At 63.5% G+C, this 25,607-nt stretch carries 23 protein-coding genes and 1 pseudogene; 13 read left to right on the forward strand and 11 right to left on the reverse strand.

What is annotated here, in order from left to right; all coding sequences use genetic code 11:
• Positions 1–12: 12 nt before the first annotated feature.
• A complete protein-coding gene (locus NDO75_RS26600) occupies positions 13–147 on the reverse strand; it encodes a hypothetical protein (protein ID WP_310909560.1) in 135 nt (44 codons plus the stop codon).
• Between the two features lie 92 nt (positions 148–239).
• Entirely contained in the window at positions 240–1,139 is a 900-nt protein-coding gene (locus tag NDO75_RS26605; protein ID WP_310909561.1) for a ribonucleotide-diphosphate reductase subunit beta, read from the reverse strand.
• A gap of 87 nt (positions 1,140–1,226) precedes the next feature.
• Here NDO75_RS26605 and NDO75_RS26610 point away from each other — a divergent pair, with 87 nt between their 5' ends.
• Both NDO75_RS26610 and NDO75_RS26615 read left to right on the forward strand, forming a co-directional pair.
• The gene (locus NDO75_RS26610) at positions 1,227–1,862 is read left to right on the forward strand and encodes a helix-turn-helix domain-containing protein (protein WP_310909562.1); all 636 of its coding nucleotides are present in this window, start codon (positions 1,227–1,229) and stop codon (positions 1,860–1,862) included.
• A 74-nt stretch (positions 1,863–1,936) separates the two neighbouring features.
• Entirely contained in the window at positions 1,937–4,174 is a 2,238-nt protein-coding gene (locus NDO75_RS26615) for an AAA family ATPase (RefSeq protein WP_310909625.1), read from the forward strand.
• Positions 4,175–4,256: 82 nt separating this feature from the next.
• On the opposite strand, the gene NDO75_RS26620 is transcribed toward NDO75_RS26615, so the two are convergent.
• Positions 4,257–6,488: a CDC48 family AAA ATPase gene (locus NDO75_RS26620; protein WP_310909563.1), complete on the reverse strand. Its 2,232-nt coding sequence runs from the start codon at positions 6,486–6,488 to the stop codon at positions 4,257–4,259.
• A gap of 210 nt (positions 6,489–6,698) precedes the next feature.
• Here NDO75_RS26620 and larC point away from each other — a divergent pair, with 210 nt between their 5' ends.
• Entirely contained in the window at positions 6,699–8,054 is a 1,356-nt protein-coding gene (gene larC / locus NDO75_RS26625) for a nickel pincer cofactor biosynthesis protein LarC (RefSeq protein WP_310909564.1), read from the forward strand.
• A gap of 134 nt (positions 8,055–8,188) precedes the next feature.
• Here the strand turns inward: larC and NDO75_RS26630 are convergent, their stop codons facing one another.
• Complete coding sequence (locus NDO75_RS26630; RefSeq protein WP_310909565.1) at positions 8,189–8,764, reverse strand: hypothetical protein; 576 nt, start codon at positions 8,762–8,764, stop codon at positions 8,189–8,191.
• Between the two features lie 727 nt (positions 8,765–9,491).
• On the opposite strand from NDO75_RS26630, the gene NDO75_RS26635 reads away from it, so the two are divergent.
• The 3 genes from NDO75_RS26635 (at position 9,492) to NDO75_RS26645 (ending at position 13,088) form a co-directional block, all read left to right on the forward strand.
• Positions 9,492–11,012, forward strand: a complete 1,521-nt coding sequence (locus tag NDO75_RS26635; protein WP_310909566.1) for a hypothetical protein — start codon at positions 9,492–9,494, stop codon at positions 11,010–11,012.
• 577 nt (positions 11,013–11,589) lie between these two features.
• Positions 11,590–12,771 carry a CAP domain-containing protein gene (locus tag NDO75_RS26640; RefSeq protein WP_310909567.1) on the forward strand — a complete coding sequence of 394 codons (1,182 nt, stop codon included), beginning with the start codon at positions 11,590–11,592 and terminating at the stop codon, positions 12,769–12,771.
• Between the two features lie 152 nt (positions 12,772–12,923).
• Positions 12,924–13,088 (forward strand): hypothetical protein, encoded by a 165-nt coding sequence (locus NDO75_RS26645; RefSeq protein ID WP_310909568.1) that lies wholly within the window; start codon positions 12,924–12,926, stop codon positions 13,086–13,088.
• 54 nt (positions 13,089–13,142) lie between these two features.
• On the opposite strand, the gene NDO75_RS26650 is transcribed toward NDO75_RS26645, so the two are convergent.
• Both NDO75_RS26650 and tnpA read right to left on the reverse strand, forming a co-directional pair.
• Positions 13,143–14,381: a transposase gene (locus NDO75_RS26650; RefSeq protein ID WP_310909569.1), complete on the reverse strand. Its 1,239-nt coding sequence runs from the start codon at positions 14,379–14,381 to the stop codon at positions 13,143–13,145.
• Positions 14,378–14,767 carry an IS200/IS605 family transposase gene (tnpA, locus tag NDO75_RS26655; protein WP_310909570.1) on the reverse strand — a complete coding sequence of 130 codons (390 nt, stop codon included), beginning with the start codon at positions 14,765–14,767 and terminating at the stop codon, positions 14,378–14,380. The genes NDO75_RS26650 and tnpA overlap by 4 nt, the downstream gene beginning before the upstream one ends.
• Before the next feature lie 144 nt (positions 14,768–14,911).
• Here tnpA and NDO75_RS26660 point away from each other — a divergent pair.
• A pseudogene (locus NDO75_RS26660) lies at positions 14,912–15,358 on the forward strand (hypothetical protein); the annotation flags it as partial.
• A 135-nt stretch (positions 15,359–15,493) separates the two neighbouring features.
• On the opposite strand, the gene NDO75_RS26665 reads toward NDO75_RS26660, so the two are convergent.
• Positions 15,494–16,234 carry a hypothetical protein gene (locus NDO75_RS26665; protein WP_310909571.1) on the reverse strand — a complete coding sequence of 247 codons (741 nt, stop codon included), beginning with the start codon at positions 16,232–16,234 and terminating at the stop codon, positions 15,494–15,496.
• A 703-nt stretch (positions 16,235–16,937) separates the two neighbouring features.
• On the opposite strand from NDO75_RS26665, the gene NDO75_RS26670 reads away from it, so the two are divergent.
• Complete coding sequence (locus NDO75_RS26670) at positions 16,938–17,714, forward strand: AAA family ATPase (RefSeq protein WP_345784934.1); 777 nt, start codon at positions 16,938–16,940, stop codon at positions 17,712–17,714.
• A gap of 54 nt (positions 17,715–17,768) precedes the next feature.
• Here NDO75_RS26670 and NDO75_RS26675 read toward each other — a convergent pair whose 3' ends face one another.
• Entirely contained in the window at positions 17,769–18,926 is a 1,158-nt protein-coding gene (locus NDO75_RS26675) for a CBS domain-containing protein (RefSeq protein WP_310909572.1), read from the reverse strand.
• A gap of 106 nt (positions 18,927–19,032) precedes the next feature.
• Here NDO75_RS26675 and NDO75_RS26680 point away from each other — a divergent pair, with 106 nt between their 5' ends.
• Positions 19,033–19,353, forward strand: coding sequence for a lycopene cyclase domain-containing protein (locus tag NDO75_RS26680; RefSeq protein WP_310909573.1), 321 nt, complete (start codon positions 19,033–19,035; stop codon positions 19,351–19,353).
• A gap of 81 nt (positions 19,354–19,434) precedes the next feature.
• The gene (locus tag NDO75_RS26685; protein WP_310909574.1) at positions 19,435–20,184 is read left to right on the forward strand and encodes a CAP domain-containing protein; all 750 of its coding nucleotides are present in this window, start codon (positions 19,435–19,437) and stop codon (positions 20,182–20,184) included.
• A 103-nt stretch (positions 20,185–20,287) separates the two neighbouring features.
• On the opposite strand, the gene NDO75_RS26690 is transcribed toward NDO75_RS26685, so the two are convergent.
• A complete protein-coding gene (locus NDO75_RS26690; protein ID WP_310909575.1) occupies positions 20,288–21,505 on the reverse strand; it encodes a transposase in 1,218 nt (405 codons plus the stop codon).
• Positions 21,506–21,782: 277 nt separating this feature from the next.
• Here NDO75_RS26690 and NDO75_RS26695 point away from each other — a divergent pair, with 277 nt between their 5' ends.
• Together NDO75_RS26695 and NDO75_RS26700 are read left to right on the forward strand one after the other, a co-directional pair.
• Positions 21,783–22,565 (forward strand): YihY/virulence factor BrkB family protein, encoded by a 783-nt coding sequence (locus NDO75_RS26695; protein ID WP_310909576.1) that lies wholly within the window; start codon positions 21,783–21,785, stop codon positions 22,563–22,565.
• A gap of 102 nt (positions 22,566–22,667) precedes the next feature.
• A complete protein-coding gene (locus NDO75_RS26700; protein WP_310909577.1) occupies positions 22,668–23,387 on the forward strand; it encodes a hypothetical protein in 720 nt (239 codons plus the stop codon).
• 63 nt (positions 23,388–23,450) lie between these two features.
• Here the strand turns inward: NDO75_RS26700 and NDO75_RS26705 are convergent, their stop codons facing one another.
• The gene (locus NDO75_RS26705) at positions 23,451–24,359 is read right to left on the reverse strand and encodes an AEC family transporter (protein WP_310909578.1); all 909 of its coding nucleotides are present in this window, start codon (positions 24,357–24,359) and stop codon (positions 23,451–23,453) included.
• A 153-nt stretch (positions 24,360–24,512) separates the two neighbouring features.
• Between NDO75_RS26705 and NDO75_RS26710 the strand changes: the two genes are divergently transcribed.
• Positions 24,513–24,722 carry a hypothetical protein gene (locus NDO75_RS26710; RefSeq protein WP_310909579.1) on the forward strand — a complete coding sequence of 70 codons (210 nt, stop codon included), beginning with the start codon at positions 24,513–24,515 and terminating at the stop codon, positions 24,720–24,722.
• 88 nt (positions 24,723–24,810) lie between these two features.
• On the opposite strand, the gene NDO75_RS26715 is transcribed toward NDO75_RS26710, so the two are convergent.
• Entirely contained in the window at positions 24,811–25,605 is a 795-nt protein-coding gene (locus NDO75_RS26715; RefSeq protein WP_310909580.1) for a hypothetical protein, read from the reverse strand.
• Positions 25,606–25,607: the final 2 nt, after the last annotated feature.

Raw genomic sequence — 25,607 nt, forward strand, 5'->3', positions numbered from 1 at the left:
TCGAACGACGCCTCACTGGATGTAGGACGGGTCGCTGTCGTCGCACCGTTCTTCGTGTTCCGCCGCGTCCGACTTCTCGTCGAAGAGGAGCCCACAGGTTTCGCACTCGTACCACGTGGTGTCGTCGCGTTCGGTCTGGACTACCATAGTATTCGATGGCACACGAACGACAAAAGGCGTTTCTCCGGTGTGTCGCCGCGCCGAGAAACGAGGAACGAGGAAACGCAGTGACTGGCGCGTTAGGCCTCGAGTTCGGTCAGCTCTTCCACGTCCGGAATCTGCTCGCTCGCGCTGGTGATCTGGCGCATCCGCTGTTCGTGTTTGGTGTAGGCGTAGTCGGCCAGTTCGGACGGGCTCGCACCGGGGCCGCCCTCGGAACTGGCGCTCTCGTCGCTCGTCAGACTCTCCTGAACGAGCGGGACCAGTTCGTCGACCGTCTCGCGGAGGAGGTCGGCGTCGACCTCGCCGCTGGCGACGAGTTCCTTGAGTTTCGCCATTCCGAAGCCGACGTGGCGCCCCTCGTCGCTGCGGACCAGCTTGAGCCCCTCGACCAGTCCCGGCAGGTCGGGCAGGTCGGGTTCGTTCTCGCCGTAGGCGAGGGTGAGTCCGTAGTAGCCGGTCTGGGCCAGGATTCCCTCGATCGTCAGGTGGTAGTGGCAGTGGGCCTTCGCGCGGTTTTCCGGCGTATCCTCCTCGAGCAGCAGCGCCATCGCCCGCTCGTTGCGCTCGAACAGTTCGTCGTACGGCTCGTTGAACCACTTCTCGTCGGTCGGCGACGACAGCTCTTGACCGCGTCGCTCCTCTTCCGGACGGACGACTTCGCGCCAGTAGCGATCGAAGAAGTCGGTGTGTTTGGACTCCTCGTACAGTTGCGTCGTGAGGAACATCTGGTCCTCGATGTCCTCGAGGACGACCGCCAGCGGTGCGAGGTCCTCCGTCACCGACTCCTCGCCCGCGCCGAACAGTGCGAGCGACTGCTTGAGGCCCTCGAACGCCGGGTCGGGCAGTTCGGCGGCTCCCTCGCGGTCCGCCTCGAGGTCGATCTCGTGGGGGTCCCAGTGTTTCTCGACCGCGTTTCGGTAGTAGTTGTGCGATCGGATTCCCGTCTCGAGTTGCATCGCCGGCTCGTTAGTGGCCATTCTCACCCGAACATATGCGCCGGCGGCCGATGGTCTTGTATCTCATAGATTAGGGTGTTTAAGTGAAAGGAGGATCGAAGGGGACGCATGGGACTCATCGCCGAGTATCAGGTCAACTCCGCCGACCTGCCGCTGACGGACGCGGTGGCGGCCGTTCCGGAGATCACGGTCTACATCGACCGCATTCTGGTCGACGACCCCGATCGACCGGTCGTGCTCTGCCGAGCGGTCGACGACGCCGACCACGAGTTCGGGGACGCGCTCGAGGACGACCCGACCGTCGACACGCAGACACCGATCGACGGTGCGGACGGCGGGGCGACGTACCGAATCAGGCTGCGCGATCCGCCGCTACCGATCTACCGGAAGTTCGTCGAACTCGGAACGACGCCGTTGGGCGGAATCGTGACCGTGGACGGCTGGTGGGGGCGGGCCCGGTTTCCCGACCGAGCGGCGCTCGCGGAGTACCGTTCGTTCGTCACTGACCGCGGCGGCACCTTCAAACTCGAGCGGCTCACCCCGGAGTCGTCGACCGACGATCCGCCGTTCGGGCTCACTCGCGAACAGTACGAGGCGCTGGTCGCGGCCCGCGAGGCAGGCTACTTCGCGATCCCGCGGGAGGCCTCGACCGAGGAGATCGGCGATCGGCTGGGGATCTCTGCCCCCTCGGCCTCCGAGCGACTCCGTCGCGGGATCGATCGGTTGCTCGAGAACGCGCTGTAGTGAGCGACCGCGTCTCGGTTCCGCCGGCCGGCGATGGGACAATTCTCAAGACGGCTCGCCCGAAAGGAACGGATATGAGTTCGTCGGAATCGGGCGGCGTCACGCTGTCGGTGCGCGCCGCGGAGAAAGGGGACGCGGGTCGAGGCGTCGCACGGATCCCGGAGCCGGCGCGGCGACGGCTCGGCATCTTGAGCGGCGACGCTGTCGTAATCGAGGGCGACGAGACGACGATCGCCAAGATGTGGCCGGCCGATCCGTCGGTCCCCGACGACGCGATCCAGATCGATGGAGACACCCGCGCCAACGCCGGCGCGCACGTCGGCGATACCGTGACCGTCCGGCCGAAGGACAACTCGAGCATCGCCGACGCCGTTCGGATTACGCTGACCGCGCCGCCGGGGCTCACCGAGAACCAGTTGCGGGCCGCCGAGAACGGGACGGCTGAGAAATTGCGAAACCGGCCGGTACGCGCCGGCGAGCAAGTCCGAATCGAGGGCATCGACCAGCAGCCGTTCCGGGTCACCGACACGGATCCCGGCGGCGACGTTCGAATCACGAGTTCGACGACGGTTCGGCTCGTCGACCCCGATGGGAAGGCCGACGGCATTCCGGGCTCGAGCGGGACCCAGGGCGGATCCGCCGACCGCGGCCGGCAGTCCGACGAATCGACGGGCGTGTCGACTACCGCCGACGCCGGCCGCGAAGGTGGGGAAGCGCCCGCGCCGAGTTCCGGCGTTACCTACGAAGACATCGGCGGTCTGGACGAGGAACTCGAGCTCGTCCGCGAGATGATCGAGCTTCCGCTGTCGGAGCCGGAGCTGTTCCGACGGCTCGGCGTCGAGCCGCCGTCGGGCGTTCTACTGCACGGCCCGCCGGGGACCGGGAAGACGCTAATCGCGCGCGCCGTTGCCAACGAGGTCGACGCCAACTTCGAGACGATCTCGGGGCCGGAGATCATGTCGAAGTACAAGGGCGAAAGCGAAGAGCGGCTCCGCGAAGTGTTCGAAACGGCCGAAGCGAACGCGCCGACGATCATCTTCTTCGACGAGATCGACTCGATCGCCGGCACGCGCGACGACGAGGGCGACGCCGAAAACCGGATCGTCGGCCAGTTGCTGACCCTGATGGACGGCCTCGACGCCCGCGGCGAAGTGATCGTCATCGGCGCGACCAACCGCGTTAACACGATCGATCCGGCGCTTCGCAGGGGCGGCCGGTTCGACCGCGAGATCGGGATCGGCGTTCCCGACGAGGAGGGCCGGCGCGAGATTCTCGAGGTCCACACCCGCGGGATGCCACTCGCAGAAGACGTCGACGTCGACGCGATCGCACGCCGGACACACGGTTTCGTCGGGGCGGACCTGGACGCCGTCGCGAGCGAGGCCGCGATGGCCGCCATCCGCGACCGCCCCTCGGATACCGACGAGCGCCGCGAGTGGAACCGAAATCCGACGGTCCGAAAGTCCCACTTCGACGCGGCGCTGGCCTCCGTCGAGCCGTCCGCGATGCGCGAGTACGTCGCCGAGTCGCCGACGATCGACTTCTCGGACGTGGGCGGACTCGAGACGGCGAAGGACACGCTCCAGGAGTCCGTCGAGTGGCCGCTGGTCTACGACCGACTCTTCGAGGAGACCAACACCGAGCCGCCCTCCGGCGTCCTCCTCCACGGCCCGCCGGGGACGGGGAAGACGCTGCTCGCCCGTGCGCTGGCGGGCGAGACCGACGTGAACTTCGTCCGCGTCGACGGCCCCGAGATCATCGACCGCTACGTCGGCGAGAGCGAGAAGGCGATCCGCGAGGTGTTCGAGCGCGCCCGCCAGTCGGCCCCGTCGATCGTCTTCTTCGACGAGATCGACGCGATCACGGCCGCCCGCGGCGAGGGCCACGAGGTCACCGAGCGGGTCGTCTCGCAACTGCTGACCGAACTCGACGGGATGCGCGAGAACCCCAACCTCGTCGTACTGGCCGCGACAAACCGCAAGGACCAGATCGACCCCGCACTGCTGCGCCCCGGCCGACTCGACACCCACGTCTTCGTCGGCGAACCCGACCGGGAGGCCCGCGAGAAGATCCTCGCGGTCCACACCGAGGGGAAACCGCTCGACGACGACGTCGATCTCGACGACCTCGCGGCGGAACTCGAGGGCTACACCGGGGCCGACCTCGAGGCGCTGATCAGGGACGCCTCCATGCGGGCGATCCGGGAGGTCGCCGACGAGCACGACCCCGAGACGGCGAACGAAAAGGCGTCCGAGGTCCTGATCGAGCGCCGGCACCTCGAGGCCGCTCGAGAAGCGACTGACGGGCGGTAGACGCGCTCCGCTGCGGAACGGGCGCGCGAAATCGGTCCAAAGCGAGAACGAAACGCGAAAACGGGTCGAGGCGGCGCTCGAGTTACTGGAAGCCGATCCGGCTCCCGCGGCGGCCGGTCGGGTCGGGGCCGCCCGCCGTGCCGCCCTGGAACTCCTCTTCGATCTGCTCGTAGTAATCGAGGATGTCGTCGGTGATCGTCGGCCGGACGTTCTCCATGGCCTGCCGGAAGTGGCGCATCTCGACGACGTCCGCCTCCTCGTCCTCGCGCAGGGCCTCGATGGCCGCCTCGCGGGCGATCGACTCGAGGTCGCTGCCGACGTAGCCGTCCGTGATCTCGGCGATCTCTCGGAGCGTGACGTCGGCGGCCAGCGGCGTGTCCTGCGTGTGGATCTCGAGGATCCGTTCGCGGCCGTCGACGTCGGGCTCGCCGATCATGACCAGCCGATCGAACCGCCCCGAGCGCAGCAGCGCGGGATCGATCATGTCCGGCCGGTTGGTCGCGCCGATGACCATCACGTTGCCCATCTCCTCTAACCCGTCGAGTTCGGTGAGGAGCTGGTTGACGACCCGCTCGGAGACGTTCGAGCCGGTCTCACCGCCCCGGCCCGGCGCGAGCGCGTCGAGTTCGTCGAAGAAGATCACCGTCGGGGAGACCTGCCGCGCCTTGCGGAAGGTCTGCCGGATGGCCTTCTCCGATTCACCGACCCACTTCGAGAGCAGCTGCGGGCCGCGCACCGAGATGAAGTTCGCGTTGGTCTCGTTGGCGACGGCCTTGGCCATCAGCGTCTTCCCGGTCCCGGGCGGGCCGTAGAGCAACACGCCGGCCGGCGGATCGACGCCCAGCCGGTCGAACCGCTCGGGGTTCGAGAGGGGCCACTCGACGGACTCCTGGACCTGCTCTTTGGCGTCGTGGAGGCCGCCCACGTCGTCCCACGAAATCTTCGGCAGTTCGACGAGGACCTCGCGCATCGCCGAGGGCTCGACCTCGTTCAGCGCACCGCGGAAGTCCTCGCGCTTGACGATCATCCGGTCGATGAGGCTCGGCGGGATGTCCTCCTCGTCGAGATCGATCTCGGGGAGGTAGCGCCGCAGTGCCTTCATCGCGGCCTCTTTCGTGAGACTCTCGATGTCGGCACCGACGAAGCCGTGGGTCTCGTCGGCCAGGTGACCGAGGCTCACGTCGTCGGACAGCGGCATCCCGCGGGTGTGGATCTGGAGGATCTCCTCGCGACCCGTCTCGTCGGGGACGCCGATCTCGATCTCACGGTCGAACCGGCCGGGGCGACGCAGTGCAGGGTCGACCGAGTCGACACGGTTTGTCGCCGCGATGACGATCACCTGGCCGCGGGACTCGAGGCCGTCCATCATCGTCAGCAGCTGGGCGACGACGCGGCGCTCGACCTCGCCGGTGACGTCCTCGCGCTTGGGCGCGATGGAGTCGAGTTCGTCGATGAAGATGATCGAGGGCGACTCCTCGGTGGCGTCCTCGAAGATCTCCCTGAGCTGCTGTTCGGACTCGCCGTAGTACTTCGAGATGATCTCCGGGCCGGCGATAGAGAAGAAACTGGCGGAGGTCTCGTTGGCGACCGCTTTCGCGAGCAGCGTCTTCCCGGTCCCGGGCGGGCCGTGGAGGAGAACCCCCTGTGGCGGCTCGATGCCGAGCTTCTTGAAGATCTGCGGATGCTTCATCGGGAGTTCGACCATCTCCCGGACGCGCTGGATCTCGTTTTGCAGGCCGCCGATGTCCTCGTAGGTGATCCCGCCCCCGGTCTTCTCGAAGCCCGAGATGGGTTCCTCGCGGAGTTCGACGTCGGTGTCCTCGGTGATGAGGACGACGCCCTCGGGTTCGGTCTCGACGGCGATCAGCGGGATCGCCTGCCCCGGCGAGCGCATGAACGGGTGGTTCGTCGAGGACATCACGGGAACGATGTCGCGGCCGACGACCGGCCGTTTGAGGATCTGTCGTTTCACCATGCCGGCGGCGTCGGAACCGAACTGAACCGACGCCTCCTCCGGCGGCGCGAGGGTGAGCTTGTCGGCTTTCGTCGCTTCGGCCTTGCGGATCGTTACTCGCTCGCCGATGCCGACGTCAGCGTTCTGGCGGGTGAAGCCGTCGATGCGGACGGTATCCGTGTTCCAGTCCTGCCGGTCTGCGCGCCAGACCTTCGCGGCAGTAGTGTCTGCGCCCTCGATTTCGATGATGTCGCCCGGACTGAGCTTCAGATGCAACAGCGTGTCCGGGTCGAGTCGGGCGATACCACGACCCGAGTCGTTCGGGTACGCCTTGGCAACCTCAAGTTGGACTTCGTTCATGATTTAGGGATGGACGGCGATGTCAATGACTCCGATTCGTGAGCGGATATGTTTTGTGTTAGCCCACATTTCTGTGCTAGTTGGTACCACAGTCACTTAAGTCGGGACGCTACAAAGATGTACCGGACTCGGACGGTTTTGGCCCTATCGACAGCCGCTCGAGCGGGCGAGAGGGGAGGGTTTTTGCGGCTTCCACGCCCCATCGTACGTATGCGAATTCTGGCCTTCGACGGCCGCATGGGTGCCAGCGGCGACATGCTCCTCGCTGCCCTCATCGACGCCGGAGCCGATCCCGACGCTCTCGAGCCCGTCGCGGACGCCCTCGACCTCGAGTATCGGATCGGCGACGCCGAGAAGAGCGGCATCGCCGCGACGACAGTCGACGTGTTCCTGTCGGGCGAACGCCCTGGCGACGGTGGACACGACCACGGTACCGACGAGCGGGACGACGAAGACGACCGCAGCCACGACCACGGTGACGACGGACACGGCCACCATCACGAAGACCACGACCACGGTGGGCACGATCACGGTCACAGCCACGGCCACGACGACGGCGTCCGCGCCGAGGGACACGGACCCCACCGCAGTTACACCGAGGTCCGCGAGATCGTCGCCGACATGGGCCTCGAGCCGGGGGTCGAACGCGACGCGCTCGCGATCTTCGAACTGCTCGGCGAGGCGGAAGCCGGCGTCCACGGCGAGGACCTCGAGTCGATCCACTTCCACGAGGTCGGTGCCGACGACGCCATCGCAGACGTGGTCGGGGCCGCGGCGTTGCTCCACGACCTCGAACCCGACCGCGTCGTCACGACGCCGCTCGCGACCGGCGGCGGAACGGTGTCGATGAGCCACGGCGAGTACCCCGTCCCGACGCCGGCGGTCGTCGAAATCGCCCAGCGGGCCGACTGGTCGCTGCGGGGTGGCCCCGTCGACGCCGAACTGCTGACACCCACCGGCGCGGCGATCCTGGGCCACGTCGCCGACGGCGTCGACTCCCTGCCCGCGCTTTCCCTCGAGGCGTCGGGCTACGGCGCCGGGGGCTACGACCTCGATCCGCACCCGAACGTGCTGCGCGCACTGATCGGAACCGGTGAGGGTGCGCTGGTGAAAGACGATATCGCGGTGCTCGAGACCAATCTGGACGACGCGACGCCCGAGGTATTGGGCGGACTACAGGAGTCGCTCTCGCGTGCGGGCGCGCGAGACGTGTCGGTCCTCCCCGCGACGATGAAGAAGTCCCGTCCCGGCCACCTCGTGAAGGTCATCTGCAAGCCCGAAGATCGGGAACGCGTCGCTCGAGCGCTGGCCGAGGAGACCGGGACGCTCGGCGTTCGCGATGCCGGTGTGACCCATCGGTGGATCGCCCAGCGGGAGTTCGAGACGGTGACGCTCGAGATAGACGGCGAGGAGTACGAGGTCACCGTGAAAATCGCGAGCGATGCCGACGGCGAGGTCTACGACGTGAGCGCGGAGTACGACGAGGCGGCGGCGGTCGCGAGTGAGACAGAATATCCGATTCGAGAAGTGATACAACGAGCCAAGCGAGCGTCATCCCAGAAATAGAACTATAGCATTCAATTTCCTGGTGATTAGAGTACGCTCAACTCTACAATTTCGGTCTGACTTCGGCTGCGAAATGATGACTGCCTTATATAGTCCGAAAAAGGAAATATTTTGAGGTTCGGCTCTACTCGATATTAGAACCCAAGGTTCTGGTTACTCTGATCGAACGAGCTGAAGCTGTTGGCGGTTCCGCCGTCACCGCCGTAGATGTCTTCGAGTTCCATCTCCTGATCGACTTCATTCTCATTTTCACCGCCTTCGGCCTCGCTCTCGGCCTCGCTTTCGGACTCGCTCTCAGCCTCGTTCTCAGTCGAGGCTTCGCTCTCACCTTCGGCTTCGTTCTCACCTTCGGCTTCGTTCTCAGCCTCAGCGTCCTCGCCTTCAGCGTCGCCCTCGGCCGTGGTGTCGCCCTCAGCCGTGGGGTTACTCTCAGACGTGGCGTCACCGTCGGCCTCGGCATTGGAGGCGCTGCTAGACCAAGCAGAAGATGCAGCGTCGGCACTCTGCGTGGTATCAGCGTGTTGGCCACCGATCACGATAGCTCCCCCGGATGCATCAGAGAGTGTCGGTGAATCGCTGACGGAGTTAACTTGGACGACAGCATCCGTCTGACCGTAGTTACTAGACGCTGCCGCGGCCCCTGCACCCATCGTGAGCATTAGGCCGAGAGCCAGTGCGACCGTGATTGCCGATCTGATTGTTCGTTTCATGGTTTGTGTTTGTTTCGCGAGTGGGCATACACGCGCGGACCACCGGAACTGTCTCTACGTACCGGCCGGCTGCACGATACCTTCACAGCTCGTCCGACCGATCCGAGCGGATGCCACGGCGCGTTGCCCAAGCAAGCCTGTCGATCATATCTCGTATTAAACCAAATCATGGTTTCAGCACCTATACGAGATTGTGATCGAAATAGAGCGCCTCAAAAAGGATTAGAACCGACCTTTGCGCGTCGTTTTGCTTGACTTACACTAGAATTGGTATCGAAACTGGTATAAAATGAGTTATAGGATCGGATTGATTGGCATATTATCCCCATGCCGTCCCCGTAATTTCCTTACAAAACGATATCTCTTCTTGAATGGTTCTAAAAATTATTATTCCGTTTTAATCTGAATACCTCACACAGTCATTAAATCAGATCTGAAGTACTCTTTCTGCTACCGTTGGTGGTTCTGTCGGCTAAATCCGGGCGAAACAGTCGAGAAATTCGGCACTTCCCTCGCTCGCTTGCTGACTAATGCCAGTTACTAGCTTCCCGGGACAGTAGGACGGACCTTCTCACTCACAAAGCGTTGATAACAAAGACTGTATCCAAGATAGGATGGTTCGCGTCGCAGAGATTCAGCAAGAAAGACCGTCACAGGTCATTCGACACTAATCACGACCTACAAAATGCCCGAACGATCACAGATTACGACGATTTTCGTCGCTGTTATGGTCACCATCTCCATGGTGGGGATGGTCGGCCCGGCAGCTGCCGGCGGCGACCGAGACGTACAGGACAAACCAGTATACACGCTTCAGGACGGCGAGGACCTCTACTTAGTGTTCGGCGCCGATCTCAGCACTCAGGATCTGGACGACTTCATTGATGCGCATGCGGCTGGCTCGGCGGATGCCGAAGAGCAAGAGGCGATCGCCGATGTCATCTCGTACCAGAACGTTAACCAGGTAAATATCCAAGAAAGGGGTGGCGCTGTCTCCATCGCGATAGACAACGGAACAGCGACGGCCGTTCAGGACGTGGACCAGCAGAACATGAACGTCCAGCAAGGCGAGGCGTCTGCTAAGAATCGGATGTTCGACTCCAGAACGACAGACTTCGAGAACGTCGGCGACGTCCACCTCCTCATGGCGAACAGTAGCGGTGGTGGCCAGCAGTTCAGCGGCTGGGGGATCGCCGACGAAGAGGGTGAGCCGACGGCTACCCAGACGGCGACTGCAGCGGTAGCCCAAGCGCAGAATGTCGCCCAGCTCAACTACAATAGGGAGAGCACCGCCTTCGCACTCGCAGTGAACGATAGTGAGGCGACTGCCTTCCAACAGACGAAACAGGCCAACCAGAATATTCAGCAGGGGGCTGCCAACGCATCCAATGTGTACCTCGGGGACGGCAAATTCGGAGAGTACGACGATCACAAGAAGGGCAAGAAGGACGACGAAACGCAGGACGCGTCCGCATTCGTTGCCCAAGACCAGAACGTTAGTCAGAATAACGTCAACCAAGGAGTCGCCGCTGTCGCCATCGCTGTCGGCGAGGGCAGCACCGCGACGGCGATCCAGCTCACGGATCAGAGCAACTTCAACCAGCAGATCGGAAGCGCGAACGCGATGAACGTTATCTCGTCGATGGCCGGCATGAACGTCGCGAACATCGGCGAAAGCGATGTCGTCGGCACTGACAAGCCGAAGAAGAGTACCGACGAGAACCCGAAGAAAGGTCAAGAAGGCGACGGTGAGCAAACTGCGACTGCCATGGTCGCACAGGGACAGTCCGTCGAGCAGTTGAACGTCAATCTGAACAACACGGCGATGGCCATCGCGATCAACGGCAGCGAAGCGACCGCCTTCCAGATCGCCGACCAGAAGAACCTCAACGCTCAAGTTGGATACGCGGAAGCACTCAACGTGTACGCGAGTCCGGGATACGTTACCGACAGCGCCACGCAAACGAGGAGTACGACCGTGACAGTCGGTGGAAATGACGTCCAGAGCGACCCCGGAATCTCGTACGACTACGATACCAGCGCACACCACAAAAACGACATCAGCCAGGGGACGACTGTTGCTATCGAGCAACAGCAGTTCGTTACTCAACAGAACCTCAACCAGCACTCGGCCGTGGCAGTGGCCGAAGATAACGGGAGCGCAAACGCGGCACAGGTGAGCATGCAAGAGAACGAAAACGTCCAGTTCACGTCCGTCGCAGCGACGAGCATCTGGGCCGAGGCGTAATTAGATCCCGTCACACGGTCGATTTTCGACCGACGTGACTGATAGTATCCGTTTCTTTTCCATTGATACTCCAGAGAGACATCCCATCAATCCGTTTCGGAACATTGCTCGCTAGCCGTATATAGGCTACCAACTGCTGAACGAGTCGCGGACAGTACGGCTAGAACTCGTCAAAACGGTCCAATTTAGCCGACCCTGTGGCTTTGTCATCGTCGTCTCGATGTTCAGTGAGCGCCTCGTCGATCGTCAACTCGCCGGCGACGACCGCGATCGCGAACGCGACGACGATTACGTTCCGACCGTCGGCCCCGCAAACGAATAAACGTGTACTGATAGGCCACCCCAGGATAGCCATCGACGATTCGACGCGGAGTCCGATCGTGTCCTCTGGCAACACTCGGGGACTGATTCGATCGGTCCGGCGCTGTACATTCTCCCTCGACGTTATCGTCTTTCCCCAGTGGATTAGGCACATTTGGTGAAAACAAACCTTATAAAAGGATCTTTGATCGAATATAAAGAAAAGACATATTCAGCCGATTATTAATCGATGTTTCTTTCGTAGGGATATGTGTCGATGAGCAGAATATCGAAGCCGGGAATAATCCTCGCGATGGTCGCGGTTCTCGTACTGAGCTCGGCTGGGACGGGAGTCGCGATGGCCGCGACGCCCTCCGCGGCGACCGGCACGACTGACGATTCCTCCACGAGCGTCGAACAGGTTACGGTCACCGCAACCGAAACAACTCAGCAGGAGCGGGATAGAGTCTGTGCGTTGTTCGAGACGCGCTTCGCTAGCCTTTTCGAGGCGTTCGGACTCGAGACAGCAGATATACGATCGAGTTGCGTAGATTCCCACCCCGATGACGGTGTCGACAACGCTACGACCGGTACCGACGGTACTGCCGATCCGGACACCGATAGCGACGACGGATCCGGAGATACTGAAGCGGATAATTCCGGCGGAAAGTCTGACGATGCTGATACGAACGAGAGCTCGACAGACGATTCGGAAGCGGAATCGAACGAAACCCCTTCGGACACCGATACGGAAGCGGATGAGAGCGAGACGGACGAGTCGGCAGACGAGGACTCGAGCGTCGACGGTAACGACGGAAGTAGTGACTCCGTCGATGCACCGATGGAAGGCGACGGCCAAACAGACGATTCCGCCGACACGGGGAGCGACTCTGACAGGACGGACGGCCAAGCAGAAAACGACAGCGAATCGTCTGACACCAGCGAGGATAACACCACCGCTGACGAGACGGACGAGACCGAATCGAACGGCCTCGATATCGCTACGGTTGAACGCCACATCCACGATGCCGTAAACGAAGAACGGACCGCACGCGGGCTGAAGAAACTGCAGTTCGACGCGGAACTCCGCGACATCGCACGCGAACACAGTCGGGATATGGCGGAGCGAGGATATTTTTCGCACACGGACCCCGAAGGCGATAATTTCGCCGACCGATATGCGGAGGCGGGCTACGAGTGCCGCGTCGGCGGTAGCGGCGGAACGTACTACACCGGCGGAGAGAACATCGCGCAGACGTGGTACGACAGGGCGGTTCGTACCGACGGCGGTACCGCCACCTACACCACGGAACGGGGGCTCGCAGACGCGATCGTGACCCAGTGGATGAACTCCCCGGGACACAGGGAGAACATCCTCGCATCGCAGTGGGAACACGAAGGGATCGGTGTCTACGTGACTGACGACGGGAAAGTATACGCCACGCAAAACTTCTGTTAACCGCCTGCCCTTTTTACTGCTTTTCTGTACCGTTCGCTAAGTCGATGATTCATGTGGACTTCGTTCACCTCGTCCAACAGCCGGTATAGATCGCGGGGCCCGACTCGAACACAGGACATCGATCAGGTAACATCCCTGAGCAGGGCTCGGCGGTGTCGATCGCGATCGACGGCGGCGAAGCGACCTCCGTCCAGGAAGCAAACCAGTACAACGACAACGAGCAGCGCGGATCGGCCACCGCGGAGAGCCACCTGCAGAGCGCGGAGACCCAGTTCGAGAACGTCGGCAACGTCAACTTGACCTCCTCCCACGCCTGAAGACGTGGGAATCCCGCCACGGGATTTCAGGCCGAGTGGAACGGCCCTGTGGTTTCAAGACGCATACGTTCCACGCGTCGCCTGCTGGGTTTCAGCATCGGCGTGGCTGTCTTGTGGCGCGGTCAAACGCGCCCCATCCTCAGCCGAGTCATCGTCGTTCGTGTGTTCTCTGGAACGACTCTCTCCGCTGAGGTAGCGGTCTGCGATGTTTATCGCCCCGTTCACGTCCGCTTGGTACTCGCCCATCCAGCAGTCGTCGTTCGTACACTTGAACGTCGCCTGCTTCGGACGATACCCCACTTCACCACACGCATGGCACTCCTTCGACGTGTTACGCGGATTCACCGTTTCGACAGGAATCCCCTTCTCGATAGCCTTGTACCGTATCTGCGCGTGGAGTTTAGCGAACCCCCACCCGTGGAGACGGCGGTTCATGTACTCGCCGTAGTCCATCGACTCCCGAATGTACGTCAGGTCTTCGAGAACCAGCACGGGATTCTCGACGGATTCCGCGTACTCCACAACTTCGCGGGTGACACGGTGGAACACGTCGGCTATCTGGGTCCACAAACCGTCGCCGAACGACTCAGCGATACGGTCGCTTCCGCGTTCTTGAAGCCGTCGCGTGGCGGTGAAGTAGGTTTTGCGAAGCCGACGAACGGTTTTGCCTTCGTCGGCCCACAGTTCGGGGCGGGTCGGAGAACCGTGGTCGTCGCGGTGACACACCGTGACGAGTGACGCTTCCCCGATGTCCACTCCGATAGGCGTCCGTTCATCGTCGGTCGCCTCGGAACGCTCCTCCACGTCGCGGGTCGTGGTGACGTGGAGATACCATGCTCCGTCTCGCTGGAATAGCCGACTCTCACCCATCTCGGCGTCACCAGCGTTCAACGCTTCTAACCAGTCCCGTTGGTCGGGATTCGGCTGTGCTGGCATCCAGAGGTGGTAGTCTTCGTGGTGCGGGATTTTGACGTACCACTCGATAGCGTTCTCGGGCTTGTGGTTGAGGCGTAGCCCCTCGTTGGTGAACCGAACAGGGTGGTCGTCGTGCAGGTCGCCCGCGTTGTACGTCGTCGTCAACTGCGGGACGTACTTCTTGAGCGCGTTCTTCGCGTACCCTGACAGGTCGTAGTTGACTACCACGTCGTTCGCTTCGGCTTGGGTGGTGCAACCAGCGTCGAACGCATCCCAAAGGGCCTGCTGGTAGGCAGCCCGCGTCTCACGGAGTTTCCGCTGTTTGTGCGCGTTCGGGTCTACCAGTTTCAGTTCCAGCGTCTTGGTGAGATCGGTCATATCTCGCCCTCCTCGTGGCGCCGGATGTAGTCCTGAACCGTCTCGCTGGACACGTGGCCCGCCGTCCCTGCGTAGTAGCCCCTCGCCCATCGAATCTTCTCACCGTCGTTGTCCGCGTAGCGGTGGTTGTATTTCCGCGAGGAAATACCCTTGAACCAGTTGGCGAGAAGCGAAGGGGCATGTTTCGGCGGACTACTGACGAACAGGTGGATGTGGTCGGGCTGAACGGTCAGGTCGATTATCTCTAAGCCCTTGCCGTCGGCGATCTCGTGGAGGATGTCACGCACACGGTCGGCGACCTCGTTGACGAGTGCCGAGTTGCGGTACTTCGGCAGCCACACTATGTGGTAGTTGAGGTTGTAGGTCGCGTGCCGTGTGGTCTTCATCCGTGTTGCACACTATGGGTAGTCGGCGTCTTAATACCTCCGGTGGTGCATGGAAAATCCAGTAATGGTGGGACTCGTGAACTAGCGCACTATGCCTGTCGCTTGACCTCCGCCTGAAGACGGAGGTATGCGCTATCGGTCTGGATCAACCTGCAGAACAGCGCGATGGCCATCGCACAGAACGGCAGCGAGGCTACCGCCGTCCAGATGGCCTTCCAGCAGAATTACAACGCCCAGATCGGATACGCCAACGCGCTGAACGTCTACGCGAGCCCGGGCTACGTCTCCGAAGACGTCACCCGCACCTCGAGTACGACGCTCACCGTCGACGGCAACTCGGGTACGTCCACCCCCGGCATGTCGTACGACTACGCCGCCAACGCCACACAGACGAACGACGTCGACCAGACGGCGAGCGCGGCGATCGAACAGCACCAGTTCGTCACCCAGCAGAACCTGAACCAGCAGCACACCTCCGTTGCGGTCGCCGAAAACGGCGGGAGTGCCGGCAGCTCGCAGATCACCATGCAGGAGAACGAGAACGTCCAGTTCGCGTCCGTCTCCTCGACGAACGTCTGGGTCGGCGCGTAATCGCATTCGGTCACACGGTCGATTTTCGACCGACGTGACGGCTAATTTCGATTCTTTCGTTTTCGCGCCTCCAGAGCGGCGGCACTCGGTAGTGCCTTCATGACACACTGTAATCGATCTCTTACTGCGGCGCAGTTACGGCTCGTCACCACCGTTCCGATGCTCGTCGAGCGCCTCGTCGATCGTCAACTCGCCGGCGGCGACCCGGCGCGCGAGGACCTCGTCGATCGCCCGGTTGTGTTCGCTCTGCTCGCGCGAGCGGTCCTTGATGACCTGGATCTCCCCGTCGGTCGGCTCGATCTGGCGCGCGTCGACGACCTCCCCCTCGAGTCGGGCGATGTTGACCGCGGCCAGCATGTCGCCCATCCCCCGCGCGCCCGTGCCGAGATACGGGGTCGTCCCCGTCTCGTCGACGAGTTCGACCTGTACGTCCTCGAGGTCCGTGACGAGTTTCGCGCTCTCGAGGCGGGAGCCGTCGCCGATGCGGACGATCGGGGACGGTGCCTCGGCGGCCTCGCGCTGGATTACCTCGACGGCGTCGCCGAGCGGGACCTGAAACGCCGCGACGATCGTTTCGCCGGTGAGGACGGCGATGCCGGGTTTGCGGCCGGGGTCGACGCCGATGATAGTTCGACCGCCGTCGCCCCGGACCGCGGCCAGCGCCTGATCGACCGCACGTCGGGGGTCGTCGGGATCGGCGACGATCGTCGGCACGGCGTCGAAGTCGTCGGCGTGATCGGCTCCCGTGACGACCACGGTCGTCTGCTCGGGGAGTTCCTCCTCGGGCTCGACGGTCGTAAACGTCGTTCCGCGGTCGCGGAGTTCGTTGACGACGCCGTGGTACACTTCGAAGTCTGCCGTGGCGACGACGATCACGTTTTGACCGTCGATTCCGCAAATCAATAAACGTGTGCTGACGGGCCGTCTCGATTAGCTATCGACACCAGACTGAAACCCCGACACCGCCGCTACTAGCGGTCCTCGACGGGGCCTATCCGTCTGGCGGCGCCGATGCAGACGACGGCACAGCGGGTGATCCGAGAACGGGCTCGGGCGAATCGACTCGCGTCGGCGCTGTCCACCGTTCCTACCGGCCGAAGTAGACCACGATCCAGAGAATAAATTAACAAATGTCTAGTTCTAGTCCCTTATATTTTCGAATTATCACAAAGCATTTACTGTCCGGACGAGCAACAGAACTCGTTGCTCAGAAATGGCTCTCCGTGATTATTTGCTTCAGCTTCTCGGAAACGGTACCGACAAACGACGACGGTTGTCTATTCACTACGAATGTCGACGCTGCGGGAAAACGCTCTCGAACGGCCACACCGATTGCCCGTCGTGTGGTTCGGCTGAGATCGCGGCGATACCGTTGTGAACATATGTAGGCTTTTACCGGACGTCGCTCTCGCGAGCAGATCGCGACTTATCGTCCGGAAACCGCTTGCTGTCTGAAACGAAGAGATCCGTCTCTGGACCGAAGACCGTCCGAGTCGAAACGTCGTTGTCTGATCTGCGGGAGGAGCGCTCTTCTGCTATCCCACTCGCAGATCCGTTCCGGGGCCTTTTTGCGCGTACCCTGCCAACTCGAACCGTGACCGACGAGGCGATTCAAACCGGCTGTGGCCCGGTCGACGAGTTGCTCGGTGGGGGGTTCGAACGCGGCACCGTCACGCAGTTGTACGGCCCGCCGGCCGCGGGGAAGACGAACCTCGCGCTGTCGGCGGCCGTCCGAACCGCGGCCGACGGCGGCACCGTCGTCTACATCGATACCGAGGGAGTGTCGGTCGACCGCTTCCAGCAGTTGCTCGAGGCCACGGTCGACGATGCGGCTCCTCGAGACAACGGCGGGGCGGTCGAAACCGATGACGGCGAGACCGCCGACGACATCGAGGCCGTGGCCTCGCGGATCGTCATCGAGGACGCGCTGGACTTCGAGGAGCAGGCGGAAGCCGTCCGCGACGCAGAGGAGTTCGCCGAGCGAGCGGACCTGATCGTCCTCGACAGCGCGACCGGGTTCTACCGCCTCGAACGCACCGGCGACGGCGACGAAGGGGAGGCGTTACGCAGCGTCACCCGGCAGGTTACCCACCTGCTCTCGCTCGCCCGCAAACACGATCTGGCCGTGGTCCTGACGAATCAGGTGTTCGCCGACCCCGACTCGGATCGGACGAAGGGACTGGGCGGGAACACCTTGGAACACTGGACCGGTGCGATCGTCCGCCTCGAGCGCTTCCGGGGCGGTAACCGGCGCGCGACCCTCGAGAAACACCGCTCGAAACCCGCCGGCGAGTCGGTACAGTTCCGAATCACGGACACGGGACTCGAGGGTGGGGACGAGGCGGCCCGGCCCTGACGCGAGACGAGCGGAAAAACGAGACGAATCGACGGCGACGCGTCGACGGCCCGATTAGATTTCGTTCAGCTTCCGCAGGAGCTGACCGCGGTACTCCTCGTCGCTGGTGACGCCCTTGAGTTCGAGGACGTTGCGCTCGAGTTTGTCCAGCGCGACGCGGAACGAGTTCTCGGCGCCGTAGCCTTCGCCGGTGCCGGCGACCTGCCCCTGATTGGTTCGCAGGCGGATCTGGCACTGGACCAGCGGGGTGCCACGGAGCTTCTCGTTGTGCTCGTGGAAGCGGACGTGGGCGTGCATTACCTGCATATCGGCGTACTTGTCCGCGACGTCCTCGACGCTCTGAACGATCGACTCCCGGGTGATGGTGTCGAGCATCGAGATGTTCGTGATCTGCACGTCCATGTGCTCTTCCTCGGTGAACGTCAGCGCACGCAGGACGTCCGTCTTGGTGATGACGCCGATGACGACCCGGTCGTCGTCCGCAGGCGTGACCATCAGCCCCGCGAAGTCCTGCTCGAGCATCGCCTCGACGGCCTCTTTCGCGGTCGCGTCGAGCGTCGTCGTCTCGACGGGACTGTTCATGATGTCGTAGACCGGCACGTCGAGCATCCGCTGGCTGTCGCCGACCCGGTCGCCGGTCGTCGTCGAGTTACTCTTCCGGATGACGAAGTCGGCGATGTCGTGGGTCGTCACGACCCCGGAGAGGTAGCCGTTCTCGTTCATGACCGGCAGTCGGGAGATTCCGTGCTCACGCAGGAGATTGATCGCCTTGCCGATCCCGTCGTCCTCGTCCAGGGTGACCGGATCGGCCGTGTAGATGTCCTCGACGGTGAGCGCGTCGAGGTTCTCGAGGACCGCCTCGAGGATCGCGTCGTCGGTGATGACGCCCCAGAGCTCACCGTTTTCGAAGACCGGCGCGACCTTCGCGTTGCTCTCGACGAGCACGCGTGCGGTCTCCCGGACGTCCTCCTGGCGGTCGACCTTGGGAGCCGGCGCGTTTCGGCTGGGTTTGGTGAGTGCCGCTACCTTGGCGTCGTCCTCGACGTGGGACTGGAGCACCTCCCGTTCGCTGATGACGCCCTCGTACTCCCCGTCGTTGGTGACGATTATTCCCTTGGGGTTGCCGTCCTCGAACATAGAACGAACCTTCCCCATTCGCGTCCCGACGTCGACTTCGATAAACTCCGTGGTGGCGATATCAGCGATATTCATCCTTCTACCGAGACGTACCGTCGCCGAGGTATTTAACGTACTGCCCCGTTTTGGCCGGGTGGTTCCGGCCGCGGGGTTTTTGTACGGGCCGTTGAAGCACCCCGTGATGCGCGACATCAGCGTCTTCGGTCGATACACGTACCTCGTCACGGAGATTCTCTGGGGAACCGTCGCCGCCGTGCTCCTTCGGCGGGCGAACGCCTGTCGGAAAGCGGCTGTTACCATCCTCGCACTGTACCCAATCGCCTACGTCTGGGACCGGTACACCCTCGCCGTCGGCGTCTTCGATATCAAACTCCGGACCGGGATCGACGTCGCCGGCATCCCGCTCGAGGAACACCTGTTCATGGCGGTCGTACCCGGCCTCGTCATCGGAATCCACGAGACGATCTTCGGCGATGCTGGCGGTGCGGAAACGACTGCATAACTGTCACTGGCGACACACTCGCGTCTCACTGACTGTGAGCGGCCGCGACCGTCTTGTACCGCCGGTCCGAGAGACGACCAAATGGATCGTCGGCGGCCCGGAACAGTGCGAACGGATGCGGGCGAAAGTGTCGACCGCGCGCTGCTGCGGGGGCTGGTCAACTTCCTCGTCGTCGTCGCCCTCGTCTGTTCGCTCGCTCTCGGGGCCGCACTGATCGCACCGCAGTTCGTCGACGGCCCCGGAGTCGGTCTCGAGGAGCCGCCGTCGCCCAGCGCCGATCCGCCGCCGGCCGGCGATCGCGATCCCGCGGTAACCGACCCCGACGACCCCGGCGGCTCGAGCTACGAGACCGACGTCGAGGTGATCCGATCCGCGACCGTCGAGGACTTCGTTCACGCGAAAGTCAACGAGCGGCGGGCCGAACACGGCCTCGAGCCGCTCGAGTGGGACGGGACGGTCGCGTCCGTCGCGCGCGCACACAGCTACGATATGGCCCGGCGGAACTACTTCGCCCACAGGAACCCCGACGGCGAGGGTCCCTACGATCGGTTCAGCGACGTCGATAACTACTGTCGAGGGTACGGCGAGAACATCGCGAAGACGTGGGTCGGCCGGCCCGTCGGGCGACCCGGCGGCGACGGCACCGTCCGCCACCGGACTGCCGAGGGACTCGCGACCGGCCTCGTCAACCAGTGGATGAACTCGACGCCCCACCGGCAGGCGATCCTCGAGGAGGGCGACACGCCCCGCTGGGACCGAGCGGGCGTCGGCGTCTACGTCACCGAAGACGGCGCGGTCTACGCGGGTCAGAACTTCTGTCAGACGTGGTAAATCGCCTCGGGGTCAAGTGGTTCGAGACGGCTTCGCCGTCTCATCATCACGGAAGATCGAAGATCTTCCGAATGGCCCCGAGACTTTCGCGTGGACTCCCGTTCTATGCCTCAGCCGAGGCAGGGGGTACGTACTCCCCGCTCACGTTCAACGTCCCGCGATTCAAGCGCACATCTACGGGTGCGCCTCCGTCGCCTGCGTTTTGCCTGCGACGGAGATACTGCAAACCGATGTTCTTGGAAGCGTTGTAGTCGGCGTGGTTCTCATACCCACACTGCTGGCACTCGAACGATTCTTGATGGCGATTGTCGCCGTGGGTAAACCCACACGTCGAGCAACGCTTCGACGTGTTGTGTGGGTCTACCTGTACGGCTTCGATGCCGTGTTCTTTGACCTTGTATTCGACGTACTCGTAGAGGCGTCGGAACGCCCAGACGTGTTGCCACGTCGCCTCGGGAATGTTCTCCCGGATGTAGGTCAAATCCTCGAACACGATATGCGAACAATCGTTCTCGACGGACTCTTCGATAAGTTCGTTCGCCACCGTGTGTAAGTGTATCTCGAACCGCCCGTACTCTTTCTGCCCGACTGATTCGATGTCCTTGTGGGCGTGTCGAGAACCACACTGCTGAAGCGATGCACGGCGTTTCCCGTATTCTCGACGCCAGTGGTTGAACTCGTCTGCCGACCAGAATCGGCCCGTCGAAGCGACTGCGAGGTTGTTGACGCCCAAATCTACACCAAGGACTGTTCTGTGCTTGGACTCGGATTCGGGCGTTTTCTTGTTTGCTTCGACTTTCCGCATCGAAGCGTGGAGATACCAGTTACCGTCGCGGTACTGCAAGTGAGCCATCCGAAACTCGAAGTCCTCGTCGGAGACGTACTTTGTGGGCGGTGCCTCCGAGTCATCGGGGAGAATGTAGTCACACTTGGCACGTCCATCCACGGTAGATAGAGAAACGTGGTCGCGGTGGAACGTCGCGCTCCGCTTGTCGTACACCGCGCTGTCTGCCGAGAAGTGCGGTTGCGACGTGTTCTCGCCACGTTCGAGACGGGATACTCCGCTTTTAACGGCTCCGACTGCTCTCCGAATCCCTTTCTGGACAAGATTCGCGGTTAGGTCGGTTTCGTCGCGGAGTTGGTCGTAGAGGGCACGTTCGGTTTTGGCTTTCGAGGTGACGTGGTAGCCGTCGTTGCCGTGCCAGCACCACTCGCTCGCGGTGTTGGCGCAGTGTTTGAACTGCTCGACAGTCTCTCGAAGAGAATCGTCGGCTCCTTCGGGAGTGTCGAGTTTGATGACGGCGGTACGACGATATTCCACTATATTTCGCATAACTAGCTGGCGTTACTTATCGATTTGGGCCGGCCAGCCATTAGAACGTGGTTTGTGTCATCGAGTGTCGGCTTCCTCCCCGACCTCGAGAGTCGGGCCATCCGCCTCGTACCGCCTGTGAACCCGCGGAAGGCCGACTCCCGGTCGATCCGTATCGGCGTTACATCTGAACGGTGACAGACGAGACGAAAACGACGACAGGAGATCGGATGCAGTAGCTGCGAACGACTTACAGGTTCTTGGTCCCGAAGACCGTACGTCGCCTATGAACGTTTCCGGGACGGTTATGTCGATCTATCGGACGTCACGCGATCGAGATCTGACCTTTCTCGCGGCCGGCTTCGCTTACTACGCGTTCGTCTCGCTGATCCCGCTGATCCTGCTCGCGATCGTCGTCGGCTCGCTGCTGGGCGGCGAGCAGGTGGCCCAGCGGCTGATCTCGGTCGCCGGCGACTATCTCCCGGCGGCGGGCGAACAGCTGGTCACGCAGGCGATGACGACCGAATCCGGGCGCGCCGAGGCGACCGTTATCGCGATCGTCGTCGCCGCCTGGGGTGCGCTCAAGGTCTTTCGCGGGCTGAGCCTGGCGTTCGACAAGGTCTACGACGACGTCGCCGAGGATTCGCTCGTCGATCAGATCAGGGACGGCCTCACCGTGATCGCCGCCGGCGCGGGCGCGCTCGCGCTGATGATCGTGATCGGCACGGTGCTGGCGATCGTCGCCGACAACCTCCCGTTCGTCGGCGCGCTGGGGTGGCTCGCGCTACTGATCGGACTCGTGCTCGTCTTCCTCCCGGTGTATTACGTCCTCCCGCCGATTCCCGTCGATCTGCGCGAGATCCTGCCGGGTGCGATCTTCGCCGCCGTCGGCTGGACGGTCCTGCAGGTCGGCTTTCAGCTCTACGCCTCCAACGCCGCCCAGTACCAGGCCTACGGGGCCGTCGGTGCCGTGCTCCTGTTCGTCACCTGGCTCTATTTCGCCGGGATCATCATCCTCGTCGGCGCCGTCCTCAACGTCGTCCGATCCCACCCGCTGATCGCGGAATAGCGCCCCCGATCCGGTCCCCCGTTCGACGCCCATCACACGTTCGTTTCCTGAACCGTCCGGACAGGGGAAAGATTATGTCCCCGGCAGCGACAGACCACCATCATGAGCGACGAGCGATCACCCGCCGCCGCACCCGACGAAACCGGCGCGGACGACGACGCCGACACGGCGGGGCCGAACGGCTCAAGCGACAGTCTCGAGCCCGGCGGCGGCCCCGAGCGCGTCGTCTCCGAACAGAGCGTCGACGACATCCTCGACTCGCTCGACGCGACGGAATCGGAGCCGACGGCGTCGAACGACGCGAACGCAACGACGACCGAAACGCGCGACGGCGTCACCACCGAATTCGACGAGGGCGATATCCCCGACGCCGACGAGGCCACGACCGACGCGGAAGCTGCAGCCGGCGCGGACGATTCTGAGCGATCCGCGCCGAGCGACGACGCCGCCGAGAGCGAACCGGCGTCGGATACCGGTGCAGCGGTCGACGGTTCGCCGTCGCTCCCCGACGATCCGTCGGACGCCTCGCTCGAGGAACTGGCCGCCCGCGTCGAGGACGGCACCGTCACCGGCGCGGACGTGCGGGCGGCCGAGGCCGGCGAGGGCCGCGAATCGACCCCCGAGATCGACGACGTCGACCTCTCGATGGACGACCTCGAGACGACCGGATCGGGAGCCAGTGCGACCGGAGACGACTGGCCGGACGACGCCGGTCCGCTCGCCGGCTCGGTCGACGGCGATGCGGGCGGGTCGGACGGTCGCGAGCCCGCGGACGAAAATCCCGGTCTGCTCGGGCGGCTCAAACGGTTCTTTTCCCGGTAGATACTCGACGCGGTAGTTCGTTTACGATGCGATCGTCGCTCGAGCGCCACGGTCTCGTTCCGATCAGCCCACCAGCGAGATGAGGACGAACAGGGTCGCGACTGAGGAGAGCGTCGTAACGAAAACGTTCAACGACGCGAACTGTCGGTCGCCGCCGAGTTCGCTCGCGAAGACGAACGTCGAGACCGCGGTCGGCGTTCCGAGCATTACTACGGCAGCGGTAAACGCCGCGGAGTCGACGGGGAGTATCGAGAAGACGAGCCACGCCAGCGCGGGCATCAGACCGATCTTGAGCGCGACGACGGCGGCGGTCGCGCCCACGTCGACCGACGGCAGGTCGACCTGCAGGGACGCCCCAACGCATAGCAACGCGACGGGGAGGGCCAACGAGCCGACGCCCTCGAGGCCGGTCGCGACCGGCGACGGGAGTGCGAGACCGAGCGAGCCGACGACGAGGCCGGCGACCAGCGTCCCCAGGACGGGGTTGGTCGCCAGGCCGCGGAGTTCCGCCGCGACCGAGGCGTCGGTCCCGTTGAGCGTCGAGAGCACGAGGATCGTCACCGGCAGCTGGGTCAGCGTCACGGCCCCCAGCACGACGCTCGCGATCGCGGTCACCGACGCGTCGAACGTCGCCGCGACCAGCGGCAGGCCGAGATAGCCCAGATTCGAGTGGTACGACTGCACGATCGCGACGCTCCGGCGCGCGCTCGAGTCCCGGCCACGGTGAACCAGCCACGCGATCCCCGCAGTCGTGATCACGACGAAGACGAGTCCGCCGAGCAACGCGGGCGAGAGGAGTTCGCCGATCGAGCGGTCGTACGTCGAGACGAAGATCAGTGCCGGCAGCGCGACGTAGTAGGCGACGGCGTTCAGCAGTTCGGTCCGCCGCCCGTCGAGAACACCCGTCGCCCGCAGGCCCGCGCCGAACAGGAGTACGACGAGCAGCGCCAGCAGCCGGCCCACGACCTCCATGTCACGCTCGAGTCGACTCGACGGTTTGTACCGTTCGGTTCCGATCGACAGTCGCGCGGGCCAGGCCGTCGCTCGAGAGCGCGACGGGAACGACCGTCGATCTCCGACTACGTATCGGAACGCTAACAACACTCGGAGGGAAACGGCCGTCCGATGCCGTCGGACTCGACGCGTCCGTGGAGTGCGAGACGAACGACGACGAACGGACTTCTCGGACTGAACGTCGTCGTGCTCGCCGCCGGGTTTATCGCGGTCGGTAACGTCGGCCCACGGTCGATCCAGTGGCTGTCAGAGCTCCTGCTCGTTCTCGTCGTATTCGTCGCCGCAGTTCTCGGTCTCGGATGGCTGGTTCGGTCCGAGTGAACGCGGCGCAGTTGACGGATTCGCATCCCGTCTCGAGTCCCGGTGGCGGCCGTACTGCTCGACGGCGGAGGCGCTACCGCGGCTCCCGCTACGTCTCGAGATGCGCCGGCGCTCGGCTCGCTACCGAACGGATTTCCGTCGTCCCGGCGAGAAAGAGGACGCCTCCGACGCTCGCCAGAAGGACGGTGACGATCGTCGGGGTGAGGAACCCCAGCAGGAGCCCACCACCGACGGCACCGACGACGAAAGCGGACTGGACCGCGACGACGCTCGCGACACCCCAGTTCCGGCCGACGGGCCCGTACAGTCCGCCGACGGCGACCGACTCGGCGACCGCGTGCACCGTCAGGAGGGCCAGCGCCATCAATCCGAACGAGACGCTCGTCGCGTAAATGCCCGCGATGAGCGCCCCCTCGACGACTCGATGGGTCAGTATCGCGCCGAGCGCCGCGTCGGCACAGCCGGCGTGCGGTGAGACGCCGCGAGTGCGGGCTGCCAACGCGAGTGCAGCACCGAGCGTCCCGCCGCCGATCGTGGGAAGCACGTCTCTCGAGAGGGCCGCGAAGAGCGCGGCCAGCCCCAAGACGATCAGCAGCGCCGTCACTTCGGTCCGCGTCGCGCCGCGAGCGCTCCCGACCGTGGAATCGGACCGATAGCGCGAGACGGCACCGAGCCCGAACGTCAGGCCGAGCAGCGCCGAGAGCCCGATCGCGACGGCGAACGGAATCACCGGTCCCGCCGAGCCCTGACTCCCCGCGTGCGCGCCGGTGCCGTGGGCGCTGACGGAGACGGACCAGAGCGAGAGCCCGACCAGCGCGGTCGCTATCGATCGACTCGTCCGCTCCGTCTCGTCGCCGATTCCGGCGACCGAATATCGTCTCATCT

The sequence above is a fragment of the Natrinema sp. 1APR25-10V2 genome, from assembly GCF_031626495.1.
GTDB lineage: Archaea > Halobacteriota > Halobacteria > Halobacteriales > Natrialbaceae > Natrinema.

Coding starts and splice junctions, on each gene's coding strand:
- NDO75_RS26705 (WP_310909578.1), bottom strand. CDS start 24,359: ATGGAGGTCGTGGGCCGGCTGCTGGCGCTGCTCGTCGTACTCCTGTTC.
- NDO75_RS26605 (WP_310909561.1), bottom strand. CDS start 1,139: ATGGCCACTAACGAGCCGGCGATGCAACTCGAGACGGGAATCCGATCG.
- NDO75_RS26640 (WP_310909567.1), top strand. CDS start 11,590: ATGAGCAGAATATCGAAGCCGGGAATAATCCTCGCGATGGTCGCGGTT.
- NDO75_RS26600 (WP_310909560.1), bottom strand. CDS start 147: ATGGTAGTCCAGACCGAACGCGACGACACCACGTGGTACGAGTGCGAA.
- NDO75_RS26615 (WP_310909625.1), top strand. CDS start 1,937: ATGAGTTCGTCGGAATCGGGCGGCGTCACGCTGTCGGTGCGCGCCGCG.
- NDO75_RS26680 (WP_310909573.1), top strand. CDS start 19,033: ATGCGCGACATCAGCGTCTTCGGTCGATACACGTACCTCGTCACGGAG.
- NDO75_RS26610 (WP_310909562.1), top strand. CDS start 1,227: ATGGGACTCATCGCCGAGTATCAGGTCAACTCCGCCGACCTGCCGCTG.
- NDO75_RS26710 (WP_310909579.1), top strand. CDS start 24,513: ATGCCGTCGGACTCGACGCGTCCGTGGAGTGCGAGACGAACGACGACG.
- NDO75_RS26675 (WP_310909572.1), bottom strand. CDS start 18,926: ATGAATATCGCTGATATCGCCACCACGGAGTTTATCGAAGTCGACGTC.
- NDO75_RS26685 (WP_310909574.1), top strand. CDS start 19,435: ATGGATCGTCGGCGGCCCGGAACAGTGCGAACGGATGCGGGCGAAAGT.
- NDO75_RS26695 (WP_310909576.1), top strand. CDS start 21,783: ATGAACGTTTCCGGGACGGTTATGTCGATCTATCGGACGTCACGCGAT.
- NDO75_RS26620 (WP_310909563.1), bottom strand. CDS start 6,488: ATGAACGAAGTCCAACTTGAGGTTGCCAAGGCGTACCCGAACGACTCG.
- NDO75_RS26635 (WP_310909566.1), top strand. CDS start 9,492: ATGGTCACCATCTCCATGGTGGGGATGGTCGGCCCGGCAGCTGCCGGC.
- NDO75_RS26650 (WP_310909569.1), bottom strand. CDS start 14,381: ATGACCGATCTCACCAAGACGCTGGAACTGAAACTGGTAGACCCGAAC.
- tnpA (WP_310909570.1), bottom strand. CDS start 14,767: ATGAAGACCACACGGCACGCGACCTACAACCTCAACTACCACATAGTG.
- larC (WP_310909564.1), top strand. CDS start 6,699: ATGCGAATTCTGGCCTTCGACGGCCGCATGGGTGCCAGCGGCGACATG.
- NDO75_RS26700 (WP_310909577.1), top strand. CDS start 22,668: ATGAGCGACGAGCGATCACCCGCCGCCGCACCCGACGAAACCGGCGCG.
- NDO75_RS26715 (WP_310909580.1), bottom strand. CDS start 25,605: ATGAGACGATATTCGGTCGCCGGAATCGGCGACGAGACGGAGCGGACG.
- NDO75_RS26630 (WP_310909565.1), bottom strand. CDS start 8,764: ATGAAACGAACAATCAGATCGGCAATCACGGTCGCACTGGCTCTCGGC.